This window comes from Candidatus Omnitrophota bacterium, from assembly GCA_030688425.1.
Lineage (GTDB): Bacteria > Omnitrophota > Gorgyraeia > Zapsychrales > JANLHA01 > JAUYIB01.
The window spans coordinates 79,955-93,658 of the sequence record JAUYIB010000031.1; the positions used below are offsets into that span (position 1 = coordinate 79,955).

Here is a 13,704-nt window from a genome sequence, read left to right on the forward strand (position 1 = left end):
TCCCAAGGCAGGATCGGGTTATTCCCTCTGGTATTCCTCGAAATGGCACCGGATGGGCTGGCTGGCCTCGGGGCGGGTTTCCCCTGTTTTCCGGAAACCTGTCAAATCTCCCGGGAAGAAACGGTCGCACTGGAAGGATTGGGCAATTTTGGTAAGAAAAATTTTTTGGCACGCCGGATGGCGGAGGGCTTCATCAAACACTTCGGCGCCTCCGATGACAAAAATCTGCTCAATGACCGATGAGGTAGGCCCCTGGGACAAGGCCGCAAGGGCGGACCCAAGGCTCTCGGCCTTCAAAACCTCATCCGGCAAGGACAAGAAAGCCGGATGCCGCGATAGAACAACGTTCAAGCGGCCCGGCAAAGGACGAAAGGAGACCGGGATGGACTCCCAAGTCTTGCGTCCCATCACCACAGCGTTTTTTTTGCCGGGGGACCGCACGTTGGTCGTTACAGCCTTGAAATGCTGCATATCTCCGGGCAGTTTCCAGGGGAGCCCCCCCTGTTTTCCGATGCCAAAATTGCTGTCGACGGCAACAATAATGGAAAATGGGCGGATGGGGACGAGCGGCATGGATAAAATCTCCCGTAAACTAACCCTTCATAATTTGCTTCGCAAATCAAGGCTTCGGGGCCTACGGTGGTTTGGCCCTCTGGCCAAACCACCCTGAGCGAAGTCGAACGGGTTCGCTCAGTTGGTTTATGTCGCCTACGGCTCCGCAAACCAAGCGCTCATTAATTAAACCGCAATCGGAAATTTAATGAAATCATGGTGCTGATAATTCAGCAACTCGATGTCCTCAAAGGCCATCTCCAGCACCGGCCGGGAAACCATCTTCAGCTGCGGCAGGGGCTTGACGGCTCTCTCCAGCTGAACCCGCAACCCATCGACATGATTGAGGTAAATGTGCGCGTCCCCGAGCGTATGGACAAAAACCCCCGGCGTCAAACCACATTCCTGGGCCACCATGCTCAACAGGAGGGCATAACTGGAAATGTTAAACGGCACGCCAAGGGCCACATCCGCCGAGCGCTGGTAAAGCTGGCAGTCCAGCCGGCCGCTCACAACATAAAATTGAAAAAGGAGATGGCACGGCGGCAGGGCCATGCGCTCAATGTCAGCGACGTTCCAGGCGCTCACAATAAGGCGCCGGGAATTGGGGTTGGATTTGATCATCTTGATCACGTCTGTGATCTGGTCTATGTGGGTCTTGCGATAAAAATCCGCTCCCTCATCTTTGACAAACCTCTCCCATCGCCGCCACTGATAACCGTAAACCGGCCCCAATTCGCCCCTGGGATCGGCCCAGGCGTTCCAGATGGGGGTGTGCTGCGCCAGGCCGTCGTTGATATTGGTGGAACCCCTCAAAAACCACAGCAGCTCCCGGACAACCGCCGGGAAAAGGATCTTTTTCGTTGTCAGGATCGGAAACCCATGCTGCAAGTCATATCTGGACTGATACCCGAAAACCGAGATCGTGCCTGTCCCGGTCCTGTCCTCTTTTCGTTCCCCGTGGTCCAAAATATGCCGCACAAGATCAAGATATGGCTTCATACGGTGTCCTCAATAAAATGACTTACGCGTTAAACCGAAACATTATACCAAAAACTCCCTTTCCCGACCCGCGCCAAATTCCCGCGGATCATTTCTCCCTCGCCCGAAAAACAGGGAAGCTGTCACTCTGATAAGTCTGGAGCGCGTCACCCGGCATGGCAAAAATGAGGCAGGCATACCGGTCTCCCAGCGATTTGATCAAATCCAGCCCTTCCCGTGGCGGCAAAACACAGAGCGCCGTGGACAAGGCGTCATTTTCCAGGGCCGTGGGAGCGATCACCGTCGAGCTGACCACGCCCTTCTGAGGGAACCCGGTGACGGGGTTGATGATGTGCGACCAGCGCTGGCCGTTAACCTCATAATATTTTTCATAGTTGCCTGATGTCGTGATCGCCGCATTCTCAATTTCCACAATACCGGCGAACCGGGAGGGAAACCGGGGGTCTCGGATGCCGATCCGCCAGGGACGGCCCTCACAGTTACGGCCGCCTGCGTAAATGTCTCCGCCGATGTCAATGTAAAAACTTTGAAACCCCTCTTCGCGAAGGATCTTTGCGGCCTCGTCGATCGCGTACCCTGCGGCGATTCCTCCGAGATCAATGCTGGACTGCGGATGCAACAGCTCCACCCGATGATCCGGTCCCAAACGGATTTGAGCCGGGCCGATCGCCCGCCGGGCCCCGGCGATCTCATCCGCGGACGGCAGGCGCTGGTTGTCGGCGGCCTTTTTCCAAAGAACGATCAGCGGCCGGACGGTGATGTCAAACGCCCCGCCGGTCAAAAGGTTGAATTTCAACGATGATTCGATGACGCCATAGGTGTCGGCTCCGACCGGCACCGGATCCCGGAAAGACCGGTTGACCCGGGCCACATCGCTTTTGTCATTGTAAACGTTCATGTCCGCATTGACATGTTCCATCAAGGCCCAAACCCTCGCATAACTCTTTGCCAACGCGGGTTCCTGACTGACCTCATAACAAACATCCACCTGGATGTACGTGCCCATCAGGAGCTTCTTCTCCCGGTACTTCGCCAGCGTCTTTTCGCCGGCAGGACCTCCGCAGCCCACGCAGAAAAAAACAAGAAGGAAAACAATCGCTGAAAGATTCTTCACCATCAGGAAAATCCGCCCATAAGACAAAGGTTAAACATTATAAAAAAATCCGGCCGCAGAATCCTGCCGGGCCGGGACGCACGCGGCTACTCTTGAGGAGTGAGCTTGATCGGACCGGAAGTCCAGATCCGTTTCCAATAATGTCCAAGATAATACTCCGCGATGGGGCGCCAATCCTGGTTGATCAATGGGCCCTTTGTCCGGAGAATCCCCTGTCCTGCCCCGATGAAACGGCCGTCATTGTGCGCCCGCCCCTGATACACCGTGGCCCGGATCGCTTCCCTCTCCTCGGGGGTAAACTGACCGAGAAACTTAAGAAAACGGCGGTCATTGAGAACCATCACCTGGTCTGAAAACAAGACAAAGCTCTTGTAAAGCCGATAATGGCTGAAGACCGACATGGCGGTCATCGGCGTCACCGTGTGCTCATCGATCCAGATCATCAGAATGCCGCCCTCCGTCAGACGGTCTTGCGCGAGACGGAAAAACTGACGCGAATAGAGGTTGTTGCTGTACGCGGTCGTGGCGCGCAACGGGTCCATCAGAATCAGATCATATTTCGTCTTGTCCCGCAAAAGGAAACGCCGGCCGTCGTCAACGACGAGACGGACCCGCGGGTCGCTCATGATGGCTCGGATCTCCGGGATCTTTTCAAGATTTTTCACAAGGGTCTTATTAATCTCAAGGACCGTGACGCTCTTGACCTCGTCCAGCTTGATCAGGGCTTCCACGGTCGAGGCGGTTCCCAGCCCGATGACGCAGACATGCTCGGCCCGGGGGGCGAAACTGACCGCCTCCAGGGTCTTATGAAAAAAATGATGCCCGGGCCGGCCGCCGTGCGCGAGGCCGTTGATAAAATTCGTCATGCCGCCGCCCGGAGACGTATAGATAAAATCCGTCCCTTCCAGGCCTTCCTCAAAATAGACGTCGACAACCTGGATCGGGCTGGACGGCCAATGAATCATACGATACAACGCCCCCTTCCCGGGGGCCCACATCACGTTCAACGCCAGGAGAGCGGAAAGAAAAATCACTTTCGCGGCCATGTTGACCTTCCACCGCCCAAGTCGGACAACGAACATCCCCAAAAGAATTCCCACCGTGGAAAAGGCCAGCACCGTGATCTCCGTGCCGCAATACGTGAGCAGGAGAAAGCCGGTCACAAGACTGCCCATGATATTGCCGAGCACCGTAAAAAAATAGATCGTTCCGATGGTCTTTCCCTCCTCCCGCCGGTTGGCCAGGGTCAGGTAGGAAACCAGCGGGAAGCTCGCCCCCATAAAAAATGTCGGGACAAAGACGAAAAACAGCGGCCAGATAAAAACGTCAAATACCAGAAAGATTCGAAGCAATTGAGCGGGAAACGGGGCCGGGGGCAGCAGGAACAAAAAAGGGTTCGGGTGCAGCTCATGATTAAAAGATAAAAATGTCAACGCCCCGAAAGAAGTTTTTTTCGTCAAATGGTAGTAGGCGATGAAAATCACCGCCACGCTCACGCCGATCATGAGTTGAAAGAAAAAAAACAGGCTGCGGGGGTCCTCCAGTCTCTTGCGGGCCATGAACCGGCGGATCCAGAGACTGCCGGCCGCAATGCCCAGGAGATAAACGGACAAGACGCTTGAAAAGGCATACGGCGAGGCCTTGACCAGGATTTCAATCACGCGAAACCAGAGCACTTCATACCCGATGGCCAAAAACCCCGTCACAAACACCAGCACGTAAGCCAGCATGGGAGACAACGGGGACCCCGTCAACGGCTCCTGGGGGCCTGCGGAATCCCGCTCCCCTTCACGCGCCCTCAAAGTATTGACATAAAAAATCAGGGCAGCCAACACGAAATTGACGGCGGCCGCGCAGTAAACGGCCTTGTCCAGTCCCCAAAGTGAGATCAAAATATAGGTGGCAAAAATTGTTCCCAGCGCAGCTCCCAGGGTATTGATGAAGTAGAGGAAACTGACGGTCTCCAGGAAATTTTTGACCCTGTGGTTAAAAATTTTCGTCAGGATCGGGAGGGTGGTCCCCATTAACAGGGTTGGCAGGGACAAAAACAGAAAAATGTAAAAAACGGCCACCGTGTAATCGCAGCCAGCGGTCTTTCGCCCGATCACGTCGAGCAACGGCAGGCTCACAGCCCCGAACAGGCCGATCAGGAACTCAATCAGGCAATACAAGATGATGAGACGGGGAAACCGGTCGGCGATTCTCCCTCCTATCAGCGCTCCCACTCCCAGGCCGAACATGTAAATGCCCACAATCAAAACAATCGAAACAGACCCCACGCCGTAATACAGCGTCAGGAATCTTTGCCAGACGACCTGATAAATCAGCGCCGAGAGTCCGGAGAGAAAAAAGATCAGCGATAGAATCGCGATCATGGGATCAGATTTTCTTTGCTTCTGGGGCATCAACGCCTCTTATGCAATGCTTCAAAAAGTTGTGCGAGAATGTATTCTTTCTCATACCCTGAAAGGAACTGATGAACAGGAAAATAAAATCCCCCCTGGCCGTAATATTCCGTGGCTTCCACGCCTGCCTCCACAAGCCGGGCCTTGCAGGCCGCCCCCGGGAATCCTTTCGGCACCGCCGCCAAAAAAACGCCGGGAACGACCCCTGGCCGCAGAACCGCGTAGGGACGTAATCCCGCGGTTTTTAATCTGCGGGCGAAAAACATCCAATGGGCCCGCCGCCGTTCGCTCCACGATTTTAAATCCCGGGATGCGGCGTCGATGAACCCGGCCATGAAACGCTTGCCGGCAAAATGCCCGCACGGCCTGATCCGGCTCAACGGAAGCCTTTTCCTGCTGGCCAGCAGTCCGCCGAAAGGGACAGGAAAAAATTTTGTCAGGCTATACAACGCATAATCCCCGCGCCGGCCCACACCCCCGCTGGAAAAACGCGTCCCCACACCATAGGCGCAATCCTCAACAATGGGGATCCCCTTCTTCTGATATCCCGCGTAATATTTTTCCGGGCAGGGAAATCCGAACTCGTGAATGACCAGGATCAGACGGGTCCTGGACGAAAATTTCTGAGACCAGCGGCAAACCCGGCGGATGGTATTGGTGACGCAGCTGCTGATATACGGACCCGGGAAGGTTTTGACAATCAGGACCTCGTCGTCAGGCCTCAGGCCTTCATTGACCAGGCATGCCCAAATCGCCGAACGCCCGCTATCAAAAAATTCCAGGGAACCAGCATCGTTCAGCCAGCGGTCCGGGGCCAGAGCCCGGCCTCCCTGCCCGGCCTTCAGGGCCAAGGAGGCGTAATCCTCCCAACGGTCCGGCAGAAAAGGCGAAATCCTCACATGCGGCACCATGTGCGGCAACAGCCGGAAGGACTGTTCCGGCAACGCTCGGCTCATCGGACATCTCCGTAGGTTATCAGCACGTCGTACCGCTCAGAGGCGGTCTCCTTCTCATGGATATCCTGTCTCAGGATGCGGCAGTGGTACCCGCGCCTGCGGCAATACTCCAGGAAAAACGCCGGAGCGATTTTCAATTTTTTAAGGTCATGGGACAGCGCCGCTGGCCACCAGGTTTTATTGGGAAGCGGCGTCTGCTGGCGGGCGGCATATCCTCTTTTTGGGGACGCGGGCCGGGCCGGAGGATACAGGACATCCCCGACAAAAACCAGGCCGTCTTTTTTGAGCACCCGCATGAATTCGCTTAAAACCTTGCGCACATGCGTCAAATCGGTCAGATAATGAAAAACGCTGTAACAGACGACCCGGTCGAACCTGCCGGAGTCGAACGGCAGGGCCGAGGCCTCGCAGGCGAGAAAAGTTCCCCGGGGGTTCAAACGCACTGCGTCCTTCAGCATCCCGACCGCAATGTCCGTGGCCACGATTTTCTTGACCCGGCGCTGAAAAAGCCTTGAGCACAATCCTGCGCCGCCGCCGACATCAAGCAAGACATCCCGTTTCCGCGCCCGGATCTTTTGCCAGACGTCCTCATAAATGTTCGTCATGATCCGCATCGGCAGGGCTTTGCCGTCCTGGTAATACGCCATCTTCATGCGGGGATCTTTGTAATGCCGGGCGCAACGGTCAAACCACTCGCCCCAGGAGGAGGTTTTATCGGCCTTTAAAGATATTTTTGATCGGCTCATCGTATTCTCACAGCTATGCCAAATAAGGATAAATCAGACTGCTTCCCCACTCCGTGCAACAGTCGGGAACCCATCCCTGGGTGAAAGACCTGGTCAGCAGGCTCAAAATAATTTTGCGGCTGTACTTGTAATCCGGCGGGGCAAAACCAAGATGGTGAATCTCCATGCTATTCGCGCCCGCATGATTTTTAAAAAGCACCAGGCCCTCCTGGTGAAGGCCGCTGGAACCCAAGTCCACATAATCAAGCCCGCGTTCCTTGGCCAGCCGGAGACCTTCCCAGAACATATGGTTGTTGGGACGAAAGCGGAGCGCCCCCAGGCTCGAAGTATTGAACTTATAATACAACGTCTTGTCGCAGATCAGATAAACGTTGCCCCCGATAAACTGTCCCTGCGGGTCAAACGCGCCGAGGAGGACACCGTTGTCTTTCGTCATGTACTGTTCCCAGATATTATCAAAAAAACGGTACGGCTGGGGAAAAAGGCGGTATTTGTTTTTGCGCAGTTGGAGATGCAGGCGATAGAATTCCCTCAAGTATCCTTTGCCGCAGGGCTTGACCAGCACGCCCATTTTCTGGGATTGTTTCACGGCGGACTTAAAAGAATCGTGGGTCCGCTTCCATACGGACTCAAGGTCATCCCGGACATCAACGATGTGAAACCATTCCTTGCTCAAAAACTTAAAATCCGGGCTTTGCCGGACGACGTCATCACGGAGGTTACGGACGGCGATACGGTACTGGGGGTACTCGTCCCGGAGGGACTGAAAAAACAGCCGCCAGTCATCCCGGGAATTCACGCGGCAATCAAAATAATCGCAATAGGAACAGACGCAAATCTTCCATTCCAGAAAATTCTTGACCACGGAATAAATGATATAGGCGTCGGGCTTCCCGTCGCGCTCGATATATTTTAAAAAAATCCGCAGCCCGTACGTTTTCTGAAGGACAGCCAGCCAGTCGGATGACGCGAAAAGATTCTTGTTGAAATCCGGCAGTTCCAGGCGGTTGACGGCCTGGTCAAATGGCAATGTCTTTACAATCAACGTCATCGGCCTTCCTGATGGTGGTGTGCCGCGGCCCGGAGCATCCCATCCACGGCCGCAGGCAGGGAATACACACGCAGGGTTCCCAGGCCGTAACGGCGGGCGACGCGGAGAAAGGCGATTGACCGCCTCAAATTCGCATTGTGCTCGAAAACGAAACGCTCCAGCATCACGTCGTCAAAATGTTTCAGGACGACCTCCGGCTTGACCCGGGAGGAAAGAAAATCCAGGTATCCGATCAACTGCGTGTTGAATCTCTCGTCCTTGTCCGTCCAGGAAATATACGACTGGGGACACACTACTATATACTGAAACCCCTGCTCGCGCAATCGCAATAATCCCTCAAATTGGTGAGGGAGCTCTTTCACGTGGCTGGGATTGGGCACGTAAAGGTTTTGCACCCAATGCTGGGTGGACGCGACTTTGGCCTGAGGACTGCGGGACAGGATCCATTGCATTGAACTGCGATAATCTGAGCCGCTCGCGGCGATCAGCAGGGATTTGTAACCGAGGCACCCGAACATCAGCAGAGAAACGCCGATCAGTCCGGCCTTGAGCAGGAGCCGACCCCCTGCCATCCGGACAAAAGATTCCAACGCATAGGCGGAAGCGGCGGCCATGAACGGCATCATTACGCAGACATACCGGGCCCCCTTCTCGCTTGCGAACGAAAAAATCAGCATCTGCACGCACGCCAGCGCGAACGGGAAAACCGCCACCCAGTCCCTGCGAGCAAAAAAGAAAATGCTGGAAAAGAATAACAGCCCGAAAAGCCCATGCTCAAGCCGGAAGAGATAATACGGATAGGACAAGATGTTTAAGATATCCGTGCTACCTTCGGCCATCTGGGCCTGGTGAAAAAGCCAGGCGGAAATGATCCGCGTGTTCTCCCCGCCGTGAAAACTGCCCGTAAGGATCACAACGGCGAAAAATGCCACCGTGTGCCAGACATATTTGCGAACGTCCGGCCAGCGCTTCTCGACCAGGCTGAAATACCCTTCGGTGAAGGCCACAAGGAACGGAAGGATGATCATGCGGTAATTTGAAAAAAAACCGCCGGCCAGGATCACAGCCGACAAAAAAGTCCTTCCCGAGAATCCCCGCGGGAAGAGATAGAAATAAAAACCGGCCAGAACCAAAAATGTGCTGCAGGCCTCCTGCAACCCGATCCGGGAATAAAAAACATGGCTCGGCAAGACCGCCAGGATCGCCACACTGAGCCACGCGATGGAAGATGATGCGAAATAACGACGGGAGAAACGGTAAAGCATGGCCAGCGTCAACGCGCCGAACACGGCGGACAGGACACGGGAAAAAGCCCAGAATTCCACGGCGCCGAAGAAAATACGGGAATCCACCAACAAAAACCAGAGCGCTTTTCCCGTCGCCAGGCAGACCCGCAGGTAGGCGTAAAGCGCATGAAAAAAGTCGCCGAAGGTGGCTGGAAAATGGTGTTTGAGGATCTCTCCGACCAAGCGGTTATGATTCAGGTAGAAACCCTCATCATAAAAAAGAAAATCCGCCTGCCAGACTTTCCAAAACCGCAGGATCACGCCAAAAGAGATCAGAAGAAAAACGCCGATCCCGGCCGCGCGCCGCTGCGGGTCCTGCTCATGGAATAAATTCATCGATCACCTGATCTTTCAGGCCGCAAAAAACCCTTTATTTCTTAATCCCGAGCGCCAGATAAACCAGCGGGCGAAGGATGCTCCACCACCCGGAAAACGGCTTCATCTTGGTATACCCCTGCTTTCGCGGCGGATAAATCTTACTCACCGGCACCTCCGTGACCCGGTACCCGAGGCGGATGGCTTTATAAAACAGATACGGCTCCAGCTCATACGCGTCCAGCCAGCTCTGGCTCAGGTCAATCCTGGGGTCATCGTACAAGGAGACCCGGATGGCGCGAAAACCGTTGGTGCTGTCCGTGATCCTTTTGCCGGTGATCAACGAAAAGAACAACGGGTGGATCCAGCGGGTCGCCACGATCCGGTAAAACGGCATCTGTCCATAACGGCCCCCCGGCAAATACCGCGACCCCTGGATAAAATCATACCCGTCGTCCAGGGCTTTTCTTAACTTGGCCATGTCCGCCGGGTCATCTTTGTCGTTGCCGGAAACGAAAAGGATCGCCTCATAACCGCGCTCCTTGGCATAAGCCATGATCTGGCGCGTGCCGTATCCGGCCCCCATCGTCTTGGGATTCCGGATCACGGTGACCGGCAATCCCGGGGCCGGGGCGTCGACGGAGTTGTCATCAGACCCGTCGTCAACGATCAAGACATCATACATCTCATAATCATTGAATTTCCGGAGGACTCGGCGGATCTTGTCGCCCTCGTTGAAAGAGCAGATCCCGGCCAGATATTTTTTTCTCGGTCCCTCCACCATGTCACGCCCTGTGGTAATCCCCGCTTTTCCCGCCGTGCTTTTTCAGAAGCCTGACGTCCGATATCACCATCCCCTTGTCGGCCCATTTCATCATGTCATAAATCGTGAGGGCCGCAATGGCCGCCGCTGTCATGGCTTCCATCTCCACCCCCGTCCGGCCGAGACAGCCGACCCTGGCCGACACGTCCACGCAACGCCCTTTCTTCTGGATCTCAAAAGACACATGAACGCTCGTCAATTCCAGGGGATGACACATAGGGATCAATCCGGGGGTGGCCTTGGCAGCGAGGATGCCGGCAATGCGGGCGGCTTCCAGAACATCTCCCTTGGGAGATGTTCCGCTGACAAAGGCCTTCCAAGCCAATGGCGTCATCGAAACTCTTGCCGTTGCCACCGCTTCCCGCCGAGTGATATCTTTTGGGCTGACATCCACCATGCCGCCGGTTTTTTTCTGCGCTCTTTGCATCCCGTATCCTTTTAGATGTCCCTCATAGAAAATCTTCTTCGGCCCTGCTTACGTTCGGCGCGGCGGCGCTTGTCTTCCAGGATCTTCGCCCTGGCCGCCGGGGACGGACGGCGCTTTTGACGGCGCAGTTTTTCCCTCTGGTGCACGGCCTGGCGATGCAACGCGACGCGACGCTCCTCAACCCGGTCAAGCAAAAGACGAAAGGCCCGGTAACGGTTCGCGGCCTGGCTGCGTTCTTCCTGGCATTTTACCCGAATACCCGTCGGGCGATGAACCAGGCACACACAGCTGGCAACTTTATTGACGTTCTGCCCGCCCTTGGCGGAAGACCGGACAAAAGATTCTTCCAAGTCTTCTTCCCTGATCGACAAGCCCTGCATCCGCGCTTTTAAAACCTGGGCCTGAGCCCTGGAGACTGCCAGCGTGTCCACGATCATTGTTTATCTCCGCTGATACAGAACGGCCGCCCATTTTCGCCCTTTGATCACGGCCCGGCAGCGCAGAGGCAGGCCGGAAAAAGCCTTCCTCAAAACCGTCAGATTACCCAGAGACACGCCGGAGACGGCCAGATATTTCCCCTGCCCCACGGCGGAAAGGATCTCCCGCCGCATTGCAATGAGGTCCTGGGTCACGAGATTCGCGGCGACAAAATCAAATGTCCGCCCAAGGGCAATGTTCCGGAAATCGCCGGCCTTCGTCCTGGAAAACCGCAGGCCGTTGGCCGCAAGGTTTTGCCGTGCCACGCGAAGACTCGACGGATCAATGTCAACGCCCCAGACCGTCCTCGCCCCGCAATGACTGGCCACAATTGCCAATAACCCGGTCCCTGTCCCGATATCCAGAAAACTGTCAAAAGTCCCTCTGCGGCTCTCCATGAGACGCGCCATAAAGCGCGTGGTTTCGTGCAGCCCGGTCCCGAACGCCAGGACCGTGTCGATCACAACCGGTATCCGCCGGCCGCGATACGAAGCCTGACGCCAGGCCGGAACAACGTCTAACCGGTCGGTCAGCTTAAAAGGGACAAAAGCCTTCTTCCATTTGTCGCGCCAATCGCTCGCGGCCAGGTGCTTGACGCGGCCCGAAAGACATTTCATTCCGGAGGCCCGGATTTCCCGCAACGCCGCCTGCGCCGCTCCGCGGCTTTGATAATAAAAAGAAAACCGGGTGCTGCCGCTGGCGGTCGTTTCGACAAAACCACGGGGCGCCAGGGCCGCCCTTAGCAATTCAATCTTGATGGGGTGCTTCGTTCGCGGGAAAACATTCAGTTCAAAAACCTGCCGGCTTGCCATAGGATTGATAAAAAGAATTTGGGTATCTAAACCTTAGAAACAAACAAGAAACCACTCCGGTGATTCAGTAATAGAGTATCTCCAACGAATCCATTCGTCAACCTTCTTTCCGGTTTTCCGCACGAAGAGAATCACTCCGACAAGTTTCTACACAAAAAGCTGTCGCACAGAAGGACTCCCGAGGGGGCATTGAAACGTGTTGCGGACGCTCCAAATCCTTGAATCGAAGGAAAAAATGCGGATATCTAAACTTTCATAACGTCACGGGCCTGCTCGCCCTTCTCGCTCTGGTGGATCTCAAACTCGACTTCCTGTCCGGCGGTCAGGGTTTTATATCCGTCACCCTGGACCATGGAATAATGCACAAAAATATCTTTCCCTCCTTCCGGCACAATAAAACCGTACCCCTTCTGATTATTGAACCACTTGACTTTGCCTCTGACCATACCTGATCCCTCCTGTCCTCTGGATTGATTTGTTTCCAGAACGCGCACGAGTTAAAAATGACATAAAAAAGCCGTCAGTTTTTTCTGACGGCAGTATCACACGCTGAATTCGTAAATCTTACGGCTCATAACGAGGTTAGTATAGGCCAGGCAGTCCCGGTTGTCAATAGATTTGTCAATTATTCGGGTAGACAGTCCGGGTATGTCATGGTAAGCGACAAAAAAATTTTCCTAAACGACAGCAATGCGATTACGGCCGGATTTCTTGGCGTCATACATCGCCTTGTCGGCCAGGGCCACAAGATCCTTGGACGCCTTGACCTTACGCGAAGGATAGCCGCTGATGCCGATACTCAGGGCGATCCGGAAAGAGATCAGACGCTGATAACGAAACATCTTGTTGGCAAACATGTTCTGGATGCGCATAGCCGCGTACCTGGCATTCCGCGATTTTGTTTCCGGCAGGACAATCAAAAATTCATCCCCGCCATAACGCCCGACGATGTCCACCTTGCGGACGCAGTTTTTGATCATGACGGCCACATGCTTGAGGACCTGGTCCCCCCTGGGATGGCCGAATTTGTCATTAATCACTTTAAAATGATCCAGATCGATCATCATGCAGGACAGGCTCAAGCCGTAACGCTTGGAGCGGATCAACTCCTCTTCCAGGCGCTGCATAATCGTGTTGTGATTCAGCAGGCGCGTGAGGCCGTCCAACTGGGCCCGCTTGCGAAGCTCACGCTCAAGGCGTTTCCAGATCGTGATGTCCTGCAGGGCCGCGATGACTTTCTGAAACCCGCCGGTCTTCCCGGGGATGGAAACCTTCAAAAAGACATCCTGAAACTTCCCCTTGGCGGATTTACATTTGAATTCTCCCGCAAATTCCCTATCGCCCTCCAGAAGGGCGACAAACTGCTCAACCAGGATATCGATCGCCATCGTACTGAAAGTTTTGACAAGGCCTGTATAAAGTTCGCGCTTGTTGCCGGCGCCGAAAAGCTGAAGGGCGGCCCTGTTCGTCTCCAGGACCCGGATATTACGGTAGGTCCGTTTGACAACATCAATGTGCTCGAGCAGGTATTGGCGAATATTCGTGACGGTCTGGGCCTGCAGCTGACGGCCGAGGGCGGCCAGAGGAGAATAGTCCAGGACCAGGATCGCGACGGGAGAGTGTTCAAAAATGGTTTCGTATTTTTTCATAGGGAGAAACGCTGAATATTTCAGAATTATAGCAAAATTTCGGCGATCCGGCTATCGTCTTTTAAAAATCGTGTGTTCATGGAATCTGG

The 13,704-nt window shown here is 54.8% G+C and carries 14 protein-coding genes; all 14 read right to left on the reverse strand.

All coding sequences use genetic code 11. From position 1 onward, the window contains the following. Window positions 1-18 precede the first annotated feature (18 nt). Window positions 19-573 (reverse strand): dihydrofolate reductase, encoded by a 555-nt coding sequence (locus Q8Q08_12220; GenBank protein MDP2654776.1) that lies wholly within the window; start codon window positions 571-573, stop codon window positions 19-21. 165 nt (window positions 574-738) lie between these two features. Then, window positions 739-1,554 (reverse strand): thymidylate synthase, encoded by an 816-nt coding sequence (locus Q8Q08_12225; protein MDP2654777.1) that lies wholly within the window; start codon window positions 1,552-1,554, stop codon window positions 739-741. A gap of 88 nt (window positions 1,555-1,642) precedes the next feature. Further along, the gene (locus tag Q8Q08_12230) at window positions 1,643-2,671 is read right to left on the reverse strand and encodes an FAD:protein FMN transferase (protein ID MDP2654778.1); all 1,029 of its coding nucleotides are present in this window, start codon (window positions 2,669-2,671) and stop codon (window positions 1,643-1,645) included. A gap of 83 nt (window positions 2,672-2,754) precedes the next feature. After that, window positions 2,755-5,073, reverse strand: a complete 2,319-nt coding sequence (locus Q8Q08_12235) for a fused MFS/spermidine synthase (protein MDP2654779.1) — start codon at window positions 5,071-5,073, stop codon at window positions 2,755-2,757. After that, complete coding sequence (locus tag Q8Q08_12240; GenBank protein ID MDP2654780.1) at window positions 5,073-6,029, reverse strand: DegT/DnrJ/EryC1/StrS family aminotransferase; 957 nt, start codon at window positions 6,027-6,029, stop codon at window positions 5,073-5,075. Before Q8Q08_12240 ends, Q8Q08_12235 begins: the two co-directional genes overlap by 1 nt. Next, on the reverse strand, window positions 6,026-6,775 hold the full coding sequence (locus Q8Q08_12245; protein MDP2654781.1) for a class I SAM-dependent methyltransferase: 750 nt from the start codon (window positions 6,773-6,775) through the stop codon (window positions 6,026-6,028). Before Q8Q08_12245 ends, Q8Q08_12240 begins: the two co-directional genes overlap by 4 nt. A 13-nt stretch (window positions 6,776-6,788) precedes the next feature. Beyond that, complete coding sequence (locus tag Q8Q08_12250; GenBank protein ID MDP2654782.1) at window positions 6,789-7,826, reverse strand: GNAT family N-acetyltransferase; 1,038 nt, start codon at window positions 7,824-7,826, stop codon at window positions 6,789-6,791. Further along, window positions 7,823-9,448 (reverse strand): glycosyltransferase family 39 protein, encoded by a 1,626-nt coding sequence (locus Q8Q08_12255; GenBank protein ID MDP2654783.1) that lies wholly within the window; start codon window positions 9,446-9,448, stop codon window positions 7,823-7,825. The genes Q8Q08_12250 and Q8Q08_12255 overlap by 4 nt, the downstream gene beginning before the upstream one ends. 34 nt (window positions 9,449-9,482) lie before the next feature. After that, window positions 9,483-10,211 (reverse strand): glycosyltransferase family 2 protein, encoded by a 729-nt coding sequence (locus Q8Q08_12260; GenBank protein MDP2654784.1) that lies wholly within the window; start codon window positions 10,209-10,211, stop codon window positions 9,483-9,485. A gap of 1 nt (window position 10,212) precedes the next feature. Then, on the reverse strand, window positions 10,213-10,677 hold the full coding sequence (gene moaC, locus Q8Q08_12265; GenBank protein ID MDP2654785.1) for a cyclic pyranopterin monophosphate synthase MoaC: 465 nt from the start codon (window positions 10,675-10,677) through the stop codon (window positions 10,213-10,215). 11 nt (window positions 10,678-10,688) lie between these two features. After that, the gene (locus Q8Q08_12270) at window positions 10,689-11,114 is read right to left on the reverse strand and encodes a peptide chain release factor-like protein (protein MDP2654786.1); all 426 of its coding nucleotides are present in this window, start codon (window positions 11,112-11,114) and stop codon (window positions 10,689-10,691) included. A 3-nt stretch (window positions 11,115-11,117) separates the two neighbouring features. After that, window positions 11,118-11,966 carry a 50S ribosomal protein L11 methyltransferase gene (locus Q8Q08_12275; GenBank protein ID MDP2654787.1) on the reverse strand — a complete coding sequence of 283 codons (849 nt, stop codon included), beginning with the start codon at window positions 11,964-11,966 and terminating at the stop codon, window positions 11,118-11,120. Between the two features lie 245 nt (window positions 11,967-12,211). Continuing rightward, window positions 12,212-12,412, reverse strand: a complete 201-nt coding sequence (locus tag Q8Q08_12280; GenBank protein MDP2654788.1) for a cold-shock protein — start codon at window positions 12,410-12,412, stop codon at window positions 12,212-12,214. A 231-nt stretch (window positions 12,413-12,643) separates the two neighbouring features. Continuing rightward, a complete protein-coding gene (locus Q8Q08_12285; protein ID MDP2654789.1) occupies window positions 12,644-13,615 on the reverse strand; it encodes a GGDEF domain-containing protein in 972 nt (323 codons plus the stop codon). Window positions 13,616-13,704 lie beyond the last annotated feature (89 nt).

What these genes read in the sequence shown, in the direction of transcription:
- Q8Q08_12220 (MDP2654776.1), bottom strand. Translation starts at nt 573, where the DNA reads ATGCCGCTCGTCCCCATCCGCCCATTTTCCATTATTGTTGCCGTCGAC.
- Q8Q08_12225 (MDP2654777.1), bottom strand. Translation starts at nt 1,554, where the DNA reads ATGAAGCCATATCTTGATCTTGTGCGGCATATTTTGGACCACGGGGAA.
- Q8Q08_12230 (MDP2654778.1), bottom strand. Translation starts at nt 2,671, where the DNA reads ATGGTGAAGAATCTTTCAGCGATTGTTTTCCTTCTTGTTTTTTTCTGC.
- Q8Q08_12235 (MDP2654779.1), bottom strand. Translation starts at nt 5,073, where the DNA reads ATGCCCCAGAAGCAAAGAAAATCTGATCCCATGATCGCGATTCTATCG.
- Q8Q08_12240 (MDP2654780.1), bottom strand. Translation starts at nt 6,029, where the DNA reads ATGAGCCGAGCGTTGCCGGAACAGTCCTTCCGGCTGTTGCCGCACATG.
- Q8Q08_12245 (MDP2654781.1), bottom strand. Translation starts at nt 6,775, where the DNA reads ATGAGCCGATCAAAAATATCTTTAAAGGCCGATAAAACCTCCTCCTGG.
- Q8Q08_12250 (MDP2654782.1), bottom strand. Translation starts at nt 7,826, where the DNA reads ATGACGTTGATTGTAAAGACATTGCCATTTGACCAGGCCGTCAACCGC.
- Q8Q08_12255 (MDP2654783.1), bottom strand. Translation starts at nt 9,448, where the DNA reads ATGAATTTATTCCATGAGCAGGACCCGCAGCGGCGCGCGGCCGGGATC.
- Q8Q08_12260 (MDP2654784.1), bottom strand. Translation starts at nt 10,211, where the DNA reads ATGGTGGAGGGACCGAGAAAAAAATATCTGGCCGGGATCTGCTCTTTC.
- moaC (MDP2654785.1), bottom strand. Translation starts at nt 10,677, where the DNA reads ATGCAAAGAGCGCAGAAAAAAACCGGCGGCATGGTGGATGTCAGCCCA.
- Q8Q08_12270 (MDP2654786.1), bottom strand. Translation starts at nt 11,114, where the DNA reads ATGATCGTGGACACGCTGGCAGTCTCCAGGGCTCAGGCCCAGGTTTTA.
- Q8Q08_12275 (MDP2654787.1), bottom strand. Translation starts at nt 11,966, where the DNA reads ATGGCAAGCCGGCAGGTTTTTGAACTGAATGTTTTCCCGCGAACGAAG.
- Q8Q08_12280 (MDP2654788.1), bottom strand. Translation starts at nt 12,412, where the DNA reads ATGGTCAGAGGCAAAGTCAAGTGGTTCAATAATCAGAAGGGGTACGGT.
- Q8Q08_12285 (MDP2654789.1), bottom strand. Translation starts at nt 13,615, where the DNA reads ATGAAAAAATACGAAACCATTTTTGAACACTCTCCCGTCGCGATCCTG.